The organism is Collinsella aerofaciens, from assembly GCF_041537385.1.
Lineage (GTDB): Bacteria > Actinomycetota > Coriobacteriia > Coriobacteriales > Coriobacteriaceae > Collinsella > Collinsella aerofaciens_BV.
This window is the reverse complement of sequence record NZ_JBGORS010000002.1, coordinates 306,599-324,157: the sequence shown is the minus strand read 5'-3', so window position 1 is coordinate 324,157 and position 17,559 is coordinate 306,599. Positions and strand designations below refer to the sequence as shown.

14 protein-coding genes are annotated in these 17,559 nt (G+C 61.5%); 9 read left to right on the top strand and 5 right to left on the bottom strand.

All coding sequences use genetic code 11. The features are described from left to right. Positions 1-2: 2 nt before the first annotated feature. The gene (gene nadC, locus ACEG18_RS04835; protein WP_372541502.1) at positions 3-863 is read left to right on the top strand and encodes a carboxylating nicotinate-nucleotide diphosphorylase; all 861 of its coding nucleotides are present in this window, start codon (positions 3-5) and stop codon (positions 861-863) included. Continuing rightward, on the top strand, positions 863-1,408 hold the full coding sequence (locus ACEG18_RS04830; RefSeq protein ID WP_372541501.1) for a transcription repressor NadR: 546 nt from the start codon (positions 863-865) through the stop codon (positions 1,406-1,408). Before nadC ends, ACEG18_RS04830 begins: the two co-directional genes overlap by 1 nt. A 90-nt stretch (positions 1,409-1,498) precedes the next feature. Here the strand turns inward: ACEG18_RS04830 and ACEG18_RS04825 are convergent, their stop codons facing one another. Further along, the gene (locus tag ACEG18_RS04825; protein ID WP_006235216.1) at positions 1,499-1,684 is read right to left on the bottom strand and encodes a DUF362 domain-containing protein; all 186 of its coding nucleotides are present in this window, start codon (positions 1,682-1,684) and stop codon (positions 1,499-1,501) included. A 595-nt stretch (positions 1,685-2,279) separates the two neighbouring features. On the opposite strand from ACEG18_RS04825, the gene dnaK reads away from it, so the two are divergent. The 5 genes from dnaK (at position 2,280) to ACEG18_RS04800 (ending at position 9,254) form a co-directional block, all read left to right on the top strand. After that, on the top strand, positions 2,280-4,172 hold the full coding sequence (gene dnaK / locus ACEG18_RS04820; RefSeq protein ID WP_006235214.1) for a molecular chaperone DnaK: 1,893 nt from the start codon (positions 2,280-2,282) through the stop codon (positions 4,170-4,172). Positions 4,173-4,174: 2 nt separating this feature from the next. Then, on the top strand, positions 4,175-5,017 hold the full coding sequence (locus ACEG18_RS04815) for a nucleotide exchange factor GrpE (protein WP_372541499.1): 843 nt from the start codon (positions 4,175-4,177) through the stop codon (positions 5,015-5,017). 108 nt (positions 5,018-5,125) lie between these two features. Further along, a complete protein-coding gene (locus ACEG18_RS04810; RefSeq protein WP_372541497.1) occupies positions 5,126-6,091 on the top strand; it encodes a DnaJ C-terminal domain-containing protein in 966 nt (321 codons plus the stop codon). A 72-nt stretch (positions 6,092-6,163) separates the two neighbouring features. Then, entirely contained in the window at positions 6,164-6,580 is a 417-nt protein-coding gene (locus ACEG18_RS04805; RefSeq protein WP_006235210.1) for a heat shock protein transcriptional repressor HspR, read from the top strand. Positions 6,581-6,953: 373 nt separating this feature from the next. Continuing rightward, on the top strand, positions 6,954-9,254 hold the full coding sequence (locus ACEG18_RS04800; RefSeq protein ID WP_372541495.1) for a hydratase: 2,301 nt from the start codon (positions 6,954-6,956) through the stop codon (positions 9,252-9,254). A 211-nt stretch (positions 9,255-9,465) separates the two neighbouring features. Here ACEG18_RS04800 and ACEG18_RS04795 read toward each other — a convergent pair whose 3' ends face one another. Then, entirely contained in the window at positions 9,466-10,113 is a 648-nt protein-coding gene (locus ACEG18_RS04795) for a hypothetical protein (protein WP_372541494.1), read from the bottom strand. A gap of 889 nt (positions 10,114-11,002) precedes the next feature. Here ACEG18_RS04795 and clpB point away from each other — a divergent pair. After that, a complete protein-coding gene (gene clpB, locus ACEG18_RS04790) occupies positions 11,003-13,630 on the top strand; it encodes an ATP-dependent chaperone ClpB (RefSeq protein WP_372541493.1) in 2,628 nt (875 codons plus the stop codon). A gap of 129 nt (positions 13,631-13,759) precedes the next feature. After that, the gene (locus tag ACEG18_RS04785) at positions 13,760-13,954 is read left to right on the top strand and encodes a hypothetical protein (RefSeq protein ID WP_372541492.1); all 195 of its coding nucleotides are present in this window, start codon (positions 13,760-13,762) and stop codon (positions 13,952-13,954) included. Positions 13,955-14,086: 132 nt separating this feature from the next. On the opposite strand, the gene ACEG18_RS04780 is transcribed toward ACEG18_RS04785, so the two are convergent. From ACEG18_RS04780 to ACEG18_RS04770, 3 genes are all read right to left on the bottom strand, one after another. Further along, entirely contained in the window at positions 14,087-15,583 is a 1,497-nt protein-coding gene (locus tag ACEG18_RS04780; protein WP_372541490.1) for a hypothetical protein, read from the bottom strand. A 239-nt stretch (positions 15,584-15,822) separates the two neighbouring features. Then, complete coding sequence (locus ACEG18_RS04775) at positions 15,823-16,830, bottom strand: DUF5692 family protein (protein ID WP_372541488.1); 1,008 nt, start codon at positions 16,828-16,830, stop codon at positions 15,823-15,825. Between the two features lie 63 nt (positions 16,831-16,893). Continuing rightward, on the bottom strand, positions 16,894-17,556 hold the full coding sequence (locus ACEG18_RS04770) for a TetR/AcrR family transcriptional regulator (protein WP_372541486.1): 663 nt from the start codon (positions 17,554-17,556) through the stop codon (positions 16,894-16,896). Positions 17,557-17,559: the final 3 nt, after the last annotated feature.

Genomic DNA, 17,559 nt, shown 5'->3' with positions numbered 1-17,559 from the left:
CCATGAATCCCATTACCATGAAACTCGTCGTCGATGATCTGATTCTGCAGGCTCTGCGCGAGGACATTACATTTGAGGACGTGAGCACGGCGAGCGTGTGCCCCGCGGCGCGCCCCGCCACGGTGGAGCTTATCGCCAAGGCCGATGGCATCATCGCCGGCTTGGACGTGTTTGCCCGCACCTTTGAGCTGCTGGATCCGCAGAGTTCGGTGCTGTTTGATGTTGCCGACGGTGACGAGGTGCACGCCGGCGACCACGTGGGCCAGGTGCGCGGCGATGCACGCGTGCTGCTTTCGGGCGAGCGCGTGGCGCTCAACTACCTGCAGCGCATGAGCGGTATCGCTACCTATACGCACAGAATGGCTGCGGTGCTCGAGGGCACCAAGACCGTGCTCGTCGACACGCGCAAGACCACGCCGGGCATGCGCGTCTTTGAGAAGGCCGCAGTCGAGATCGGTGGCGGCAGCAACCACCGCTACAATCTGTCGACGGCCGTCATGCTCAAGGACAACCATATCGACGCCGCCGGTGGTGTGGCGCGTGCGATCGAGATGGCGCGCGCCCATGCATCGTTTACCACGACGGTCGAGATCGAGTGCGAGAACCTGGACATGGTGCGCGAGGCCGTGGAAGCCGGCGCCGACATCATCATGTTCGACAACATGACCCACGACGACATGGCTGCCGCGATTGAGCTTATCGCCGGCCGCGCCAAGACCGAGTGCTCGGGCAACGTGGACGCTAACAATATCCGCGCGCTCGCCGACCTGGGCGTTGACTTTATTAGCTCGGGGGCATTGACGCACTCTGCGCCGATTCTCGACCTTTCGCTCAAGCACCTGCGTCTGCTGGACGGTAAATAATGGACGCCCGCGAGCGTCGCCGTGCCATCATGGGCGTGCTCGAGGGAGCCAAGGAGCCCGTTTCGGGCAGCGCACTTGCCCGCGAAGTTGGCGTGAGCCGTCAGGTCGTGGTTCAGGATATTGCCCTGTTACGTGCCGATGGGCATGATGTCGTGGCGACCAACCGTGGTTATGTGCTGCAGGAGGCCCCCAGCAGCCCCGCCGTGCCCACGCGCTTGGTCAAGGTTCGCCACAGCGTGGAGCAGGCAGGGGATGAGCTCACGAGTATCGTCGACGCCGGAGGCGCCGTGCTCAACGTGATCGTCAATCACCGCGTGTACGGTAAGATCACGGCCGACCTGGACATTCGCAATCGTCGCGATGTTGAGCGCTACCTGCACGATATCGAGAGCGGCAAGAGCTTTCCGCTACTGACGGTGACGAGTGGTTACCACTTCCATCGCATCGCGGCGGAGGACGAGCAGACCCTCGACGAGATCGAGACCATGCTCAAAGAGAAAGGCTACTTGGCAGACCTGATGCCCTACGAAGACGATTTGTCCTAGTAACGACGAATGCAAAAGGAGGCCTCCGCGGCGATGCGGAGGCCTCCTTTTTGTGCACGGTGTACTTTTGAGTGTGCAAGTGGGGAGTTGTTACTCCTCGACGATCTCGGTGATCGCGCCAGCGGGGCAAGCGTCCTGGCAAGCGCCACAGGCGACGCAGGAGTCCTCGTCAGCGACGGTGGCGACGTCCTGGAGCTCCAGAACGCCAGCGGGGCAGGAGTCGACGCAAACGCCACAAGCGATGCACTCGTCGGCATCAATTACGGGATGAGCCATGGTAGTTTCCTCTCTGTTGACCGACGCTACAGACGATGCGCGCCGGTTTGATTCGGGCAAAAACATACCACGGGAGCGACCGTTTGCAATACCCTCTGGCCGGCATCTTCATACCGTTCGCCGAGTATGCCAAGGTTTACTAAAAAACGCGCAGGTGGGGCCGTTGAGCTGCACAAATGTTAGCTAAAGGTGACTCATAATATTGAGCTATTGCGCGCGCCTGCGAAAAGGGCATCCCGTTATTTAGCCGAAAACCGGGTCGCAGTTTCCGGTTGAGCCTTCAGATGGAAACTGCGACCCGGAATCCACGCTCAAACCGGGACGAGCTTTCCGTAAGGCAGCCCCAGGCACCTCCGGACCCAAACCTCAGCCATCTCTACATAGATCTCAATAGATCTGCCGAGAACTCAAACAGTGCATCTACCTGCGCATTTGAGAACCTAAACTCTTAGAGATAAGAAATCTTATATGAATTGACTTAGATTTTGTATATTCCGGCCCATAAGGGGATACACTACATCCTGAAAGACAAGCCGAAGCGCCGCGCGGCAGACCGCCGGGTCGGTGCAAACGCACAAGAGAGAGGGAATTTCTAATGGGCAAGATTCTTGGTATCGACCTTGGTACTACTAACTCCGCTATGGCCGTCCTCGAGGGCGGTTCTCCGACCATTATCGTGAACGCCGAGGGCGACCGCACCACCCCGTCCGTTGTTGGCTTCCGTGCTGACGGCGACCGCGTCGTGGGTAAGGCCGCTAAGAACCAGGCTGTCACCAACCCCAAGAACACCGTGTTCTCCATCAAGCGCTTTATGGGCCGCAAGTACTCCGAGTGCACCTCCGAGATCAAGACCGTGCCGTATGAGGTCAAGGAGGGCCAGGGTGGTCGTGCCGTCGTCGATATCGAGGGCAAGGATTACACCGCCGAGCAGGTGAGCGCCATGACGCTCGCCAAGATGAAGGCTGACGCCGAGAAGTATCTGGGCGAGACCGTCACCGACGCCGTCATCACCGTCCCGGCCTACTTCAACGACGCCCAGCGTCAGGCCACCAAGGATGCCGGTAAGATCGCCGGCCTCAACGTCAAGCGTATCGTCAACGAGCCGACCGCTGCCGCTTTGGCCTATGGCCTGGACAAGCAGGGCACCGACCAGCGCATTCTGGTCTTCGACCTGGGCGGCGGCACCTTCGACGTCTCCATCCTCGACCTCGCCGACGGCGTGTTTGAGGTTCTGTCCACCTCGGGCGACAACCACCTGGGCGGCGACGACTGGGATCAGCGCGTCATCGACTGGATGGCCGATAAGTTCCAACAGGAGAACGGTGTCGACCTGCGCCAGGACCCCATGGCCCTGCAGCGTCTGAAGGAGGCCGCCGAGAACGCCAAGAAGGAGCTCTCCGCCGCCCAGCAGACCACCATCAACCTGCCGTTCATTACCATGAACCAGTCCGGCCCGCTGCACCTCAACTACACGCTGACCCGCGCCGAGTTCGAGAAGATCACCCGCGACCTGCTCGAGCGCTGCAAGCAGCCTGTCACCAACGCCCTGCGCGACGCCAAGCTTAAGCTCTCTGATCTGACCGAGGTCATCCTCGTCGGCGGCTCCACTCGTATGCCCGCCGTCCAGGAGCTCGTCAAGACCATGACCGGCAAGCAGCCCAACATGTCCGTGAACCCCGACGAGGTCGTTGCCGACGGCGCTGCCGTCCAGGGCGGCGTGCTCACCGGCGACGTCGAAGGCATCCTGCTGCTCGACGTTACCCCGCTGTCGCTGGGCGTCGAGACCATGGGCGGCATCATGACCAAGATGATCGACCGCAACACCACGATCCCGACCTCCAAGACCGAGGTTTACTCCACCGCTGCCGACAACCAGACCAGCGTCGAGATCAACGTGCTCCAGGGCGAGCGCGAGCTTGCCCGCGACAACAAGTCGCTCGGTAAGTTCCAGCTGACCGGTATCCCGGCTGCCCGCCGCGGCGTGCCGCAGATCGAGGTTACCTTCGACATCGACGCCAACGGCATCGTCAAGGTCTCCGCTAAGGACAAGGGCACCGGCAAGGAGCAGCAGATCACCATTTCCGGCTCCACCGCTCTGTCCGACGACGAAGTCGATCGCATGGTCAAGGACGCCGAGGCTCATGCCGAGGAGGACAAGAAGCAGAAGGAAGAGGTCGAGGTCCGCAACCAGACCGACAGCCTGTGCTACTCCACCGAGCAGACCCTCAACGAGCTGGGCGACAAGGTTTCCGCCGACGTGAAGTCCAAGGCCGAGGCCGCTATTGCCGACGCCAAGAAGGCGCTCGAGGGCTCTGACGTCGAGGCCATCAAGGCCGCCGGCGAGTCCCTGCAGTCTGTGGCCTACGAGCTGGCCCAGGTTGTCTACGCCGACGCTCAGCAGCAGACCGACGGTGCCGCCGGTGCCCAGCCTGCCGACGATGACGTCGTCGACGCCGACTACGAGGTTGTGGACGACGAGGACAAGTAATCATGTCCGCCCGTAAAGCTCGCACGGAGGCGGCCGCCGCTGGCGCCGCCCCCGTTGACTCTGAGGAGAAGGACGTGAAGATTCCCGTAGAGGCCGTTGACGATACCGAGGCCAACGAGGCCCCGGCCGCCGAGGCTGCCGAGAACCAGGTAGAGGATTCCAACAAGGAGGCGACGATGACCGAGGACGAGATGGTGGAAGCCGCTATCCGCGCCGGTGAAGAAGCCGCCGACAACGACTTTAAGCTCAAGTTCGAGCAGGCTCAGAAAGAGCTCGCCGACGTGCGCAATGAGCTCGATGCTGCGGCAGAGGCTCAGAAGGCCGCCGAGGACAAGGCAAAGGACGCCACCGAGCGTACCGCCCGTCTGCAGGCCGACTGGGAGAACTTCCGTCGCCGCACCGCCAATGAGCGTATCGCCGAGCGCGAGCGCGCGACCGAGAAGCTTGTCACCGCGCTGTTGCCGGTGATTGACGATATCGAGCGCGCGATCGACCATGCCCGCAGTCAAGAGCTTTCCGACGACTTTAAGCAGTTCGTCGATGGCGTCGATGCGGTGCATGCCAAGCTGCTCGACGTGTTTGCGCATGAGGGCGTTGAGCCCATCGACCCCAAGGGCGAGGCGTTCGATCCGCTCGAGCATCAGGCTGTGGGTCGCGTCGAGGACGCATCGCAGTACGACGAGACCGTCAACGATGTGTACCAGAAGGGCTACCGCATGGCGGATCGCATCCTGCGTTCCGCGATGGTGACGGTGACCTACGGTGGCGAGAAGCGCCCCGCACCGGAGCCCGAAGCGGCGCCCGAGGATGCTTCGGCCGATACGGCCGAGAGCACCGAGGAGTAATTGAGAAGGGCCCCGGGGCAACACCCGGGGCCCTTTCTGGCCTAGTGCCATATGAAAGCATGAGCCGTCGTCTGCATGGGCGGCGGACGTAACAGGAGAGGAGCTACGATGGCTGCAGGCAAAACCTTCTATGACATCCTGGGCGTATCCAAGAGCGCCTCCGACAAAGAGATCAAGAGCGCGTTTCGTAAGCTCGCGCAAAAATATCACCCCGATGCCGGCGGCGACGAGGCCAAGTTCAAGGAGATCAGCGAGGCCTACGAGACGCTTTCGGACGAGAAGAAGCGCAAAGAGTACGACCAGATGCTCATGTTTGGCGGCATGCCGGGCGCGGGCGGCGCGTATGGCGGCGGCTACGGTGCCGGCGCGGGCGCCAGCGGCTGGGGCGATATCTTCGACAGCATCTTTAGCGGCAACGGCGCTTGGGGCAGCGATTGGGGCTCGGGCTTTGCCGGGGCTGCGGGCGCTGCCGGTACGGGCGCGGGCCGCAACCGCGCGCGCAAGGGCGGCGACCTGTCGCTGACTGTCGACGTAACTGCCGAGGATGCGTTTCGCGGCGTTACGCACAAGGTCACCTATCGCATTCCCTCGACAGGCGAGCAGCAGACCATTACGGTCTCGGTGCCCGCGGGCGCGGTCGACGGCGGCAAGCTGCGCTACAAGCGTCGCGGCGAGTATGGCGTTGCGGGTGGTGAGCGCGGCGACCTGGTCGTGACCACGCATGTGGAGGAGCACCCGCTGTTTAAGCGCAAAGGCGCCGACGTGACCATGGAGGTACCGGTCTCGGTCTACGAGGCGGCGCTCGGCTGCACGGTGGACGTGCCCACGCCCGGCGGTGCGACGGTCCGTTTGAAAGTGCCCGCGGGTACCCAGACGGGCAAGAAGTTCCGCTTTAAGGAGATGGGAGCGCCCGACGTTAAGCACCGTGGCCGTACGGGCGCGCTGCTCGTCGAGATCAAGGTGCAGGTCCCCACGAACCTATCCGATGACGAGCGCGATGCCATGACCAAGCTGCGCGAGGCCGACACGCGCGACTATCGCGAGAAGGTTAACCGTTACAAGGCGACGTACTAGGGCGGTCGTGGCGCACGCCCGCGCCCGCGGGCTTATGATGGACGATAACGAGACGGAAAGGGGTCAGGTAGCATGGCCGAGGACAATAGGAACAAACCGCTGTACATGATCAGCGTGGCGGCCGAGCTGACCGGCATGCATCCGCAGACTCTGCGCGTCTACGAGTCCAAGGGCCTGGTGAATCCTCAGCGCTCGGGCGGTAACACGCGCCTGTATTCGCGTGCCGATATCGAGCGTCTGGAACTCATCAATCAACTGACCGACGAGGGCATCAACCTTGCCGGTGTGGTGCGTATCCTCGATATGAAGGAGCGCGCCGAGGAACGCGAGCGCGAGAACGAGAAGCTCCGCGCCCGCGTACGCCAACTCGAGGATGAGCTGCACGAGTACAAGATGCAGAAGAAGATCACCGCCCTTGCTCCGCGTGACGGCTCGGTTAACCCCGAGCAAGTCATGCGCAAGCTGCTGGGCGCCGGCGGAGACCTATAGTTACGCGGTTTTTCCAAACCGCGTAACGGCTCGACGCTGCGCGGGCCGCATTTGGACAATCTGACGTTCAACTTCAAGGGCGCGACCAGAAGGTCAGCGCCCTTTCGTTTCACGTCACCTTGTCTCAAATGCGGCCCGCTCGCTGTCCGTCCTCTACCTGCGGCGTTGCTTTGGTTGGCACTTGGGGACGTTCCTTTTGTGCCGGCACTTTGGGACACGCCTTGTCAAGAGAGCGATGCAAGGGGTTCGTCCTGTACTTTACCTAGATAAAGTGAACGTGCAGATTCGTAACCCACTCGCAACCGTTCTATGGCACGATATTAAACGAATGTATGCTATGCGCCCAAATCTTTTGGGCAGAGTGGGAGACAGTATGGTCAAGCTGTACGAGGACGGCATCTACCTGCGCGGTGGCACCGAGGTTGTGCCTGCGGCCGAGGCTGCCGAACGCGGCATTACGCAGACGCCCGAGGATGCCAAGCGCGGCACCATCGCGTATTCGATCCTCCAGGCACACAATACGTCCGGCGACCCCGAGGCACTCAAGATTCGCTTCGACGCCATGGCGAGCCACGACATCACCTTTGTCGGCATCATCCAGACGGCGCGCGCCTCGGGCATGGAGCAGTTCCCGCTGCCCTACGTGCTCACCAACTGCCATAACTCCCTGTGCGCCGTGGGCGGCACCATCAACGAGGACGACCACGTCTTTGGCCTCTCGGCTGCCAAGAAGTACGGCGGCATCTTCGTCCCGCCGCACATCGCCGTCATCCACTCCTTTATGCGTGAGAACTTCGCCGGCTGCGGCAAGATGATTCTGGGCTCCGACTCGCACACCCGCTACGGCGCCCTGGGCACCATGGCCGTGGGCGAGGGCGGCGGCGAGCTGGCCAAGCAGCTGCTGCGCGACACCTACGATGTCGCCTATCCCGGCGTCGTCGCCATCTACCTCACGGGCGCCCCGCGCCCCGGCGTCGGCCCGCACGACGTGGCGCTCGCCATCATCCGCGCCGTCTTTGCCAAGGGCTACGTCAAGAACAAGGTCATGGAGTTCGTGGGCCCCGGCATCGCGAGCATGACGACCGACTACCGCAACGGCGTCGACGTCATGACCACCGAGACCACCTGCCTGTCGAGCATCTGGGCCACCGACGAGGACACGCGCGCGTTTTTGGTCATGCACGGCCGCGGCGACGACTACCGCGAGCTCAAGCCCGCCGATGTTGCCTACTACGACGGCTGCGTCGAGGTCGATCTGTCGAGCATCAAGCCCATGATCGCGCTGCCGTTCCATCCTTCCAACGGCTTTGAGATTGACGAGCTCAACGAGAACCTCGAGGACATCCTGCATGAGGTGGAGCTTGAGGCCGCCAAGATCGGCGAGGGCAAGACGCACTTTAGTCTGCTCGACAAGATCGTCGACGGCAAGCTGCACGTGCAGCAGGGCGTTATCGCCGGCTGCTCGGGCGGCAACTACGACTCCGTGGTCCAGGCCGCCCGCGTGCTCAAGGGCGCCAACACCGGCTGCGGCGAGTTCTCGCTGTCGGTCTATCCCACGAGCCAGCCCGTGGCACTCGAGCTTACACGCCGCGGCTATATCTACGACCTTATGGAGGCCGGCGCGATCGTGCGCACGGCGTTCTGTGGTCCGTGCTTTGGCGCCGGCGACACGCCTGCCAACAACGGCCTTTCGATCCGCCACACTACGCGCAACTTCCCCAACCGCGAGGGCTCTAAGCCGGGCAACGGTCAGCTGAGCGCCGTGGCCCTGATGGACGCCCGCTCCATTGCGGCGACGGCTGCCAACGGCGGCGTCCTGACGCCGGCGACCGACCTGCCCGAGGACACCTGGGACGAGGCCTGCGAGTACACCTTTGACGATGCGCCGTACAAAAAGCGCGTGTACTGGGGCTTTGGCAAGGCGGAGCCTGCCGACGAGCTGGTCGAAGGCCCCAACATTAAGCCGTGGCCCGCGATGGAGCCCCTCGGCGACGACATCCTGCTCAAGGTATGCTCCAAGATCATGGACCCGGTCACCACGACCGACGAGCTCATTCCCTCGGGCGAGACGAGCTCCTTCCGCTCCAACCCGCTGGGCCTGGCCGAGTTTACGCTGAGCCGCCGCGACCCGGCATACGTGGGCCGCTCCAAGGAAGTCGATGCCGTGGAGAAGCGCCGCGTTGCCGGCGAGGCCGCAGGCGACCTGGCGGCGCTCGATGCCGAGCTTGCCGGCGTGTTTGAGGCGCTGGCCGGCGCGGGTGTCGCGGCCGATGCCAAGGCGGCCGAGTATGGCTCTATGCTCTATGCCAAGAAGCCCGGTGACGGTTCTGCCCGCGAGCAGGCCGCGAGCTGCCAGCGCGTAATTGGCGGCCTGGCCAACATCGTCCACGAGTACGCCACCAAGCGCTATCGCTCCAACGTGATGAACTGGGGCATGGTGCCCTTCCAGATGGAGGCGGAGCCCAACTTTGAGGTGGGCGACTACGTCTTTGTGCCGGGTATTCGCGCCGCGCTCGATGGTGACCTAAAGGACATCGCCGCCTACGTGGTGCGCGCCGACGGTACGGTCGAGCAGATTGAGCTCTACATCGCCGATATGACGGCCGAGGAGCGTGCCATCGTCAAGGCCGGCTGCCTGATCAACTACAACAAGTTCAAGGCCGCTGCCGAGTAACGCACTTAATTGTCCGCCCGGGGCTTACCCTTTCCCGCCCGCTCACGCGCTTCGCGAGGGTCGCGTTCGGGAAAGGGTAAGCCCCGGACTACATTTCTGCGTTCTCGTTGGGTCTTGAGGGACGCTAATAAATAGACTTGCTTGATGCCACTTCTTTTTATTGGGGCGGCTTCTTTTTGGACCACCACAAAGGTGCCTGTCCGGCGGGTTCTTATTTCGATGGGGTCCAGGTTATTTCATCGTCAAATAGCCAAGTGCGTGCTGAGCCACTGTCGCGCGCTGTCTGTGGATCGGGCTCGCAAGTTTGTTCGTAGGCATCCTCGGTACACCGATCCATAAAATCGACGACTGCCGTCTGGTCGCCTTCCATGACGTAGATCACGTTGCCATCCGAGATATAGACTCCCGGCCCTTCGTTGTCCACGTAGCCGGGGTCGTATGAAACGTTGCACAGTCTGCTCCCGTTTGCCGCATCGAGTTCAAGGGTCGAATAATACCCGCCATTCATTTGGCCTTTCTTGGCTCGATATATTGCGGCGCCGTACCATCGCTTAAACGTCTTGCCTTTGAGCAAACTGGTTGCCTTGCCGATAAGCTGCTCATCTTGGGTATAGCGCGTGGCTCCAAGTTCGATTCGGGGATAGTTACTGACCCCAAGCGCTGCGGGCGTACCGTCGAAATCGACGTTGATTGAATCGGGTTTGACGATATCGGTGAGGATTTCGATGGGGTAGCTTACAGTTTCAACCGCCGCCTGTGTTGCCGAGGCAGGGAGAAATGCGAGATAGATAATGCCTACGCCGACTGCGGTAATTGCAAACGCTAAGACGAGCAGGCCGATATAGGTGGAGCGTTTCACGGTGGGGCACCTCTCATGCAATATGCAATCATTAAGATAAATGATACCAGCTTACGACAATATTCAAAAGAAAGCGACCGCCCGGAATGAGAGGGCTAAAAGGCCCTATTGGGCTTCGATTTGATCTCTAATAGGAATATTTGCCTCCCCTCATTCTGGGCGAGGGGTCAAAAATTGAGTTCACGAGTTTTGCGCAATACTATTCTCACTAAACTTGCTATTTTCACTATAAGCACTATAAAAACGACAGGGACGATGACGAGAAAGTTGTGGCGTACGATAGCCAAGCTGTTTAAGCCGGACTCTGACCTTGAACCTCCGCCTCTATCTGTGCGAACGGGCTATTGTCGGTTCTCGATTCCATCGCCGCGTTCTCGCTGGGTCTTGGGATCGCCAAACGTAGACTGGGCTTGATGTCGCCTCTTTTAATCGGGGTTGATTCTTCTCTGGACCACCACAAAGGGGACGGGCACCTTTGTGGTGGTTCTTGGTTTGTCTCGATCTGTAACATCTTGGCCGCTAAAAGTGGGCCTGGTGTTACAGATTTAGATTTTCGATTCGGGTGTCTTCGGTTTGTCTCGATCTGTAACAGTTAGACCCTAATTTGCCGAGTAGATGTTACAGATTGAGACAAACGGTTGCTGCTGGTCATTTCATCTCGATCTGTAACATCTAGGATCAAAAATGGCTGCTAGATGTTACAGATCGAGACGGTAGTGCGCCTGGGCAGCGGCGGGCTGACATCTCAGTACCCTATCCATCAATCACTCAGAAAATCTTATATATAGAGACTTAGATTTGTGTATAAGATCGCGCAAAGCTGGCAACAATACTTCTCGAACAACGTGAAGCCGCCCCGTAGGGCGGCCGCCCCAAGAGAGGTGATTCCATGAGAATCGATAAGCTAGCAATGACGTCGCGCGAGGCGTTGCAGACCGCCATGAGCACGGCCGCTGACGCTCAGGCCGGCGCGGTGGAACCGATTCACCTGCTGTCCGCCCTGCTCGGCGCCGGCGAGCGCAATATCTCCGTGATCATCGAGCGCATCGGTGCCGACCCGGCTCAGCTTGCGCGCTCCACACAGGATGCCATCGACCGCGCGCCCAAGGTTTCGGGCGAGGGCCAGCAGATGGGCCTGTCCAACGAGCTCGTCCGCGTCATCGAGAAGGCCGAGAAGAAGGCCACTAAGATGGGCGACAGCTTTGTGGTGACTGAGCATCTGCTGATGGCGCTTGCCGAGGACAAGGGCGAGGCGGGTCGCGTGCTGCGCGACGCCGGCGTCACCAAGGAGCGCATCGAGCAGGTCTACGAGGAGCTGCGTGGCGATGACCGCGTGACGTCTGCCGAGGACAAGACTCAGTTTGAGGCGTTGGAGCAGTACGGTCGCAACATCTGCGATCTGGCCCGCGCCGGCAAGCTCGACCCGGTCATCGGCCGTACCGACGAGATCCGTCGTACTATTCAGGTCCTGTCCCGCCGCACCAAGAACAACCCCGTGCTCATTGGCGAGCCGGGCGTCGGCAAGACGGCCATCGTCGAGGGTATCGCCCAGCGTATCGTGGCCGGCGACGTGCCGAGCACCCTGCGCGATCGCGACCTCATCGAGCTCGACATGAGCGCGCTGGTCGCCGGCGCCAAGTATCGCGGTGAGTTCGAGGATCGCTTAAAGGCCGTGCTCAAGGAAGTACAAAAATCCGAGGGTAAGGTCATCCTGTTCATCGATGAGCTCCACACCATCGTGGGCGCGGGCGCTACCGAGGGCTCCATGGACGCCGGTAACATCCTCAAGCCGGCGCTTGCTCGCGGCGACCTGCACGCGATTGGCGCGACCACGCTCGACGAGTACCGCAAGTACATCGAGAAGGACGCGGCGCTCGCCCGTCGTTTCCAGACGGTGATGGTGAGCGAGCCCACCGTCGAGGACACCATCTCCATCCTGCGTGGCCTCAAGGAGAAGTACGAGATCTTCCACGGCGTGCATATCACCGATAGTGCGCTCGTGGCAGCTGCCGACCTCTCCGATCGCTATATCGCCGACCGCTTCCTGCCCGACAAGGCCATCGACCTGGTCGATGAGGCGGCAAGTCGCTTGCGCATGGAGCTCGACAGCATGCCGGTCGAGATTGACGCCACCACGCGTCAGCTCACCCAGCTGCAGATCGAGGAACAGGCGCTCATGAAGGAGACCGACGACGCCTCCAAGGAGCGTCTGGAGGCCCTGCGCCAGGAGATCGCCGAGGTCCAGGAAAAGCTCAACGTGCAAAAGGCCGGCTGGCTCAACCAAAAGAACGCCATCGACCACGTGCAGGAGCTCAAAGGCCAGCTCGACGAGGCCAGAAGCGAAGAGGAGCGCGCGACGCGCAACGGAGATTTGGGCCGTGCGTCCGAGCTGCGCTACTCCGTGATTCCGGGTTTGCAGCAGCAGATTCAGGATTCCGAGGCCGCGCTCGAGGCGCAAAAGGAGGCCGACGGCGAGGGCCTCAACGAGCAGGTGACCTCCGATGAGATCGCCGAGGTCGTGAGCGCCTGGACCGGCGTGCCCGTGTCCAAGATGATGCAGGGCGAGCTCGACAAGCTCAAGGGCCTGGAGGGCGAGCTGCATAAGCGCGTTATCGGTCAGGATGAGGCGGTCTCCGCTGTGGCCGCGGCCGTGCGCCGCAGCCGCGCGGGCCTCTCCGATCCGGACAAGCCCATCGGCAGCTTCTTCTTCCTGGGCCCCACCGGTGTAGGCAAGACCGAGCTCGCCAAGGCGCTTGCCGAGTGCCTGTTCGACGACGAGCGTGCGCTCGTGCGTATCGACATGTCCGAGTACATGGAGAAGTTCAGCGTCCAGCGTCTGATCGGTGCGCCCCCGGGATACGTGGGTTACGACGAGGGCGGACAGTTCACCGAGGCCGTGCGCCGTCGTCCGTACTCCGTGATCTTGCTCGACGAGATGGAGAAGGCCCATCCGGATGTCTTTAACGTGCTGCTGCAGGTGCTCGACGACGGCCGCCTGACCGACGGCCAGGGTCGTCAGGTGTCCTTCAAGAACACGATCATCATCATGACGTCTAACGTGGGCTCCAAGGCTATTGCCGAGCTTTCGGGCAAGGACGAGGAAGAGATGCGCCATCAGGTCGATGCGGCCATGGCTCAGACCTTCCGCCCCGAGTTCCTCAACCGTATCGACGATATCGTGGTGTTCCATCCGCTCGGCATGGCGCAGATCGAGAAGATCGTCGACATCCAGCTCGCCGATGTCCGCGCACGCCTGGCCAAGGAGCGCATGACGCTTGCCATCACCCCGGCGGCCAAGCAGATGCTCGCCGTGGGCGGCCTGGACCCGGTCTTTGGCGCTCGTCCGCTCAAGCGTCTGGTCCAGCGCGAGGTCGTGGATGCCATCGCGGCCGCTATCATCGACGGCACGGTGCGCGAGGGCGATCAGGTGACGGTCGATGTCGACAAGGACGGCGGCTTTACCGTCGTGTGCGACAACACGCCGGCGGCCACCTACGAAGTCCCCGACGCCGAGTAGATTTTGGGCCAGCTTTAAAACCGCCTTTCATCGCAAAACGCCAAGGGCGGCGGATCCAATCGGGTCCGCCGCCCTTTTTCGTGCGACAATCGATGATGTTGAACGGATGCGATGCAAGGAGCTATGCAGATGAAAGACGAGAACAAGACAAGCGCGCCGGCGACCGATGCCGCACCCGCCGCACCCAAGCCTGCGCCTAAGCCGGCACCCAAGCCGCGCGACCCCTACATCCGTGCCGAGAACGAGGACGATGACGGCTACGACCCCTACAGCGACCGACGCCCCGAGCGCGAACCGATGTTCGAAGCCGACCCCTGGCGCTGAGTGCCACCCAAAAGGCCACTAATAAGTTGCGGTGAAATAGGGACTGTTTTGCGGTTTGACCAGCAAAAACAGTCCCTATTTCACCGCAACTGCGTTAGGGATGTGGGTGTTGGGCGGCTGTCTTTGGGTCGGCTAGTCCTGGGCCTTGATGCTCGGCAGGAGAATCTGGGCGAGGTAGTCGGTCTCAAGTTTGGTCGCGGCGTCTGCCTTGCCGTCTTTGCCGACCAGTACGTTCTTGATCTGGCTATAGGTGTAGCGGTTACCGGTCGTGAGCTCGACAAGCTCAATGGCCGTGTCCATGGGGTAGGTTGACACGGGATTCTGCGTCCGTCCGTTGATGGTCTGGAGCACCACGTACGGATAGACGGGGCCGCTGGCGTAGACGGTATAACCGTTGCCTAGATTGGCCGCACCCAAAACCGTATCGCCCTCATCGGGCGTAAAGCTCTCGCCCTCGCGCACCGCGACGAGCGTCACAATCGGCGTATCGCTGTCGCCGGCAAGATAGATGCATAGCGTGCTGCCATTTTGCCAAGTCTCGACCTTGCCGTACCACTCGACGGGGATATCGAGTTGGTAGAGGTCGGTTGCCTTGTGGCGGGCGTCGGCATCGCGGGCTGCCTGTGCCTTTTGCGCGCTCACGGCATTGACGGCGGCGTCGCGCCGCGCGGTTGCCGCCTGCTGGAGCACTTTGGCAGCCGCGGCGGAGCTCGTGCCTCCCTCCTCGGCATACTTGGCGGCGGCATCGATCTGGTCGTCAGTCACCGTGTCGGCCGAAGGCACCTTGAGCCTAAAGGCGGCCTGGCTGCTTAGGTCCTGTCCGTCGCTTTTGATCGTGACCTGCGCCTTGGTGGTCGGCACGGTATAGACGGTGCCGTCGGACGCGATGGGGGAGGCGGCAATGGAGAGCGTGTAGTTACCGGGTAGCAGTTTGATGCCGCGGCCGTGCTCGTCAACATAGAGTGTTTCGCTCACGGAGGATCCGTCAGAATCCTGGCCACTTACCTGTACGGGAATCTTGGAGCCGGCGGAACAGTCGAGCCCCGCGGCATGCACGCCAATCTGCACCGACATCATCGTGTGGGCATTGGCGGCGACAGCGGCAGCCTGCTCTTGCCGGTATCCGTTCCAGGCTGCGTAGCCTGCGCCGCCGGCGACAAGCGCAACGGCCACAGCGCCGGCGACCATTAGATTGCGGCGCTTGGGCGACATCTTGCGATGGCGGACCTCGGCTTCGCGTGCCGAGGGAACGGACGGCAGGGGAATATCGCCCATGGCGATGGTCTCATCGACGACAGGAGCAGAACCTAGGCCGGGGAGCTCGCGGGTCAGCGAATCCTCGGCCGGCAAGCTGTCGAGCAAGACGGTTTCCTCGCCCGTGTCGGATTCGGGCTGATTGCCGGCCTCGCTTTCGGTGTCTTCGCGACCTGCTTCATCTTCGGCAGGCTCAACGTCGTCTGCATCCTGATCATCGGACTGCGCCTCGGCTTCCGGCTCATCCTGCACATCAACGCCCGAATCGTCAAACGCAATCTCATCGAGTGAAATCCGGTCTAAGCTCTCTAAGGCCTCAGCGCAAGCTTCTGCATCTTGGGCCGCATCCTCTTGGCCCATCGTCTCATCATTCATACATCCCCCAAGCTCAATATCGGGACAACAATGTACCCAAAAACAGGGTCATATAGAGCTGTCAGGCGATCGGAAATCTGATTTTATCTGTGCGAGAGGTTTTGAATGTGTGTGGATGCGCGCAACAACAAAAAGCCCCCGGAAAGCGGACAAATCGCTTTCCGGGGGCATGCAATACGTTGCATTGCGCGGAGTCGGCCAGGCGGCTTCACATTCAAGCGGCGTTCGTGCTGGGCATGTTACTCGGCGTGAGCGTAATCCACCTTGGCGCGGCGGGCGGTAGCCTTCTCCCAGTCGCTGGTGCCCTCAAAGACATCCTGCTTGTAGGGGTTGCGGCCGAGCTTCTTGGCGCGGTAGGCGACATAGATGATCGCGGCGATGTTGGCGACCAGCGCGGCGATGGAGACCGCGGTGGCGGCGGCGGGGTCGAGCGTGGAGTGGGTCACAAAGATGGACTCCTCCTGGAAGTACGGGAACACCTGGGCAAACATGCACCAAATGGCCAGCGTAAAGGCGCGGTTCTGGATCCAGCCGCCCTTGTTCCAGATAAAGGCGGCGACAGTGGGCGCCAGAAGCAGCGCAAAGCCGCAGAACCAGGAGTGGGTGGGCAGGCAGTTGTAGGTGTAGCAGAAGTTCCAGATGTCGTAGGCGATGATGTAGACCCAGGTCATGTCGGGCCACAGCATGTCGGTCTTGTCCTCGGAGGCGTAGACGCTCCACCAACCGGTCATGCAGAAGATGTTGATGATACCGGCGATGCCGTTGAACACGTTGTTCCAGCCGGCCAACTGCGTAGCACCTTCGGAGGTGACCCAGGTGGACTCGCCCAGGACAAAGAAATGATAGGCGCTCTCGAAGTCGGACACGACGGCGATCATGATGTTGATGGCGACGATCACAAACGGCCACGCGCGGAACCAGTGCGCCTTGCCGATCTTGCCCCACTGATACTTAATGGCGATGAAGCCCCAGCAACCGGCCAACGCCGCGTAGACCTTGGCGTAGTGGAACCAGCTGTTCTGGTACACATGGGTGGGGTTGGTGAGCGCCCACTCGGCACCCTGCGAAACGCCGACGGCGATGGCGACGCAGTAGATGGTCATGGCCAGCGGAGCCACGCCAAAGATGATGGCCGCGCCGAGCTTGGTGCGGCGGCCGACCTCGTTGAGCACGATCAGGCCGATAAAGACCATGGCCCAGCCGGCCCAGTGGATAAGGGTATCGCTACCCCAAACATCGAACAGCATGCTGCTCTCCTTTCACACGCCCGCGGCCCCTCTTCTGATCGCGGGCAGTTTGGCCAAATGTCGTCAGTTCTGGGGCTTGCGCTCCGGATACTTGGCGGTATAGCCCTCGATGTGGAGTGTCGAGGCGATGATTTCCTTGACCGTCTCGTCGGGCACATCGGGGTGCGTGCGGATATACATCAAAAGACCCATGATGAGGGTGTAGAACGTCTCGTAGACATGGTCGATGCGTAGCTCATGATGGGCGACAAAATCCACCACGGTGGTGTCGCAGATATACTGCGCCACACGCTGGACCACGTTGTGCAAAAAGCCGCCGTAGAGCGCGCCACTGCTTGAGGTGAGCGTACTCGGCAGTTCGTGGCCGCTGGCGACCAGACGCTTAAAGAGCGGGGCGACGGTGTCGAGCGCGCCCTCGATATCGCCGACGGTGCGGCCGGCGTTCCACTGCTCGAGCTCGGAGATAAAACCGTCGATTGCCTCGTCCATGACGGCGGTGACGGCGGCGTCCATGTCGGCGAAGTAGTGGTAGAACAATGAACGCGTGCAGCCGGCTCGTTTGGTCACGGCCGATACCGATAGGTGGGACACGCCCAGCTCGGAGCTTACGGTGCGCACGGCATCGAGGATCTCGCGACGGCGTTCGTCGCCCGTCAGGCGCTTTGCCGCGCTATCGGACGCAAGAGTGGCGTCGGCCACAGGGATGTCTGCGTACGTGTCGCCCATGTT

Bases quoted from the DNA above. Each gene is read 5' to 3' on its own strand.
- nadC (WP_372541502.1), top strand. From the start codon at position 3: ATGAATCCCATTACCATGAAACTCGTCGTCGATGATCTGATTCTGCAG.
- ACEG18_RS04830 (WP_372541501.1), top strand. From the start codon at position 863: ATGGACGCCCGCGAGCGTCGCCGTGCCATCATGGGCGTGCTCGAGGGA.
- ACEG18_RS04825 (WP_006235216.1), bottom strand. From the start codon at position 1,684: ATGGCTCATCCCGTAATTGATGCCGACGAGTGCATCGCTTGTGGCGTT.
- dnaK (WP_006235214.1), top strand. From the start codon at position 2,280: ATGGGCAAGATTCTTGGTATCGACCTTGGTACTACTAACTCCGCTATG.
- ACEG18_RS04815 (WP_372541499.1), top strand. From the start codon at position 4,175: ATGTCCGCCCGTAAAGCTCGCACGGAGGCGGCCGCCGCTGGCGCCGCC.
- ACEG18_RS04810 (WP_372541497.1), top strand. From the start codon at position 5,126: ATGGCTGCAGGCAAAACCTTCTATGACATCCTGGGCGTATCCAAGAGC.
- ACEG18_RS04805 (WP_006235210.1), top strand. From the start codon at position 6,164: ATGGCCGAGGACAATAGGAACAAACCGCTGTACATGATCAGCGTGGCG.
- ACEG18_RS04800 (WP_372541495.1), top strand. From the start codon at position 6,954: ATGGTCAAGCTGTACGAGGACGGCATCTACCTGCGCGGTGGCACCGAG.
- clpB (WP_372541493.1), top strand. From the start codon at position 11,003: ATGAGAATCGATAAGCTAGCAATGACGTCGCGCGAGGCGTTGCAGACC.
- ACEG18_RS04785 (WP_372541492.1), top strand. From the start codon at position 13,760: ATGAAAGACGAGAACAAGACAAGCGCGCCGGCGACCGATGCCGCACCC.
- ACEG18_RS04780 (WP_372541490.1), bottom strand. From the start codon at position 15,583: ATGAATGATGAGACGATGGGCCAAGAGGATGCGGCCCAAGATGCAGAA.
- ACEG18_RS04775 (WP_372541488.1), bottom strand. From the start codon at position 16,830: ATGCTGTTCGATGTTTGGGGTAGCGATACCCTTATCCACTGGGCCGGC.
- ACEG18_RS04770 (WP_372541486.1), bottom strand. From the start codon at position 17,556: ATGGGCGACACGTACGCAGACATCCCTGTGGCCGACGCCACTCTTGCG.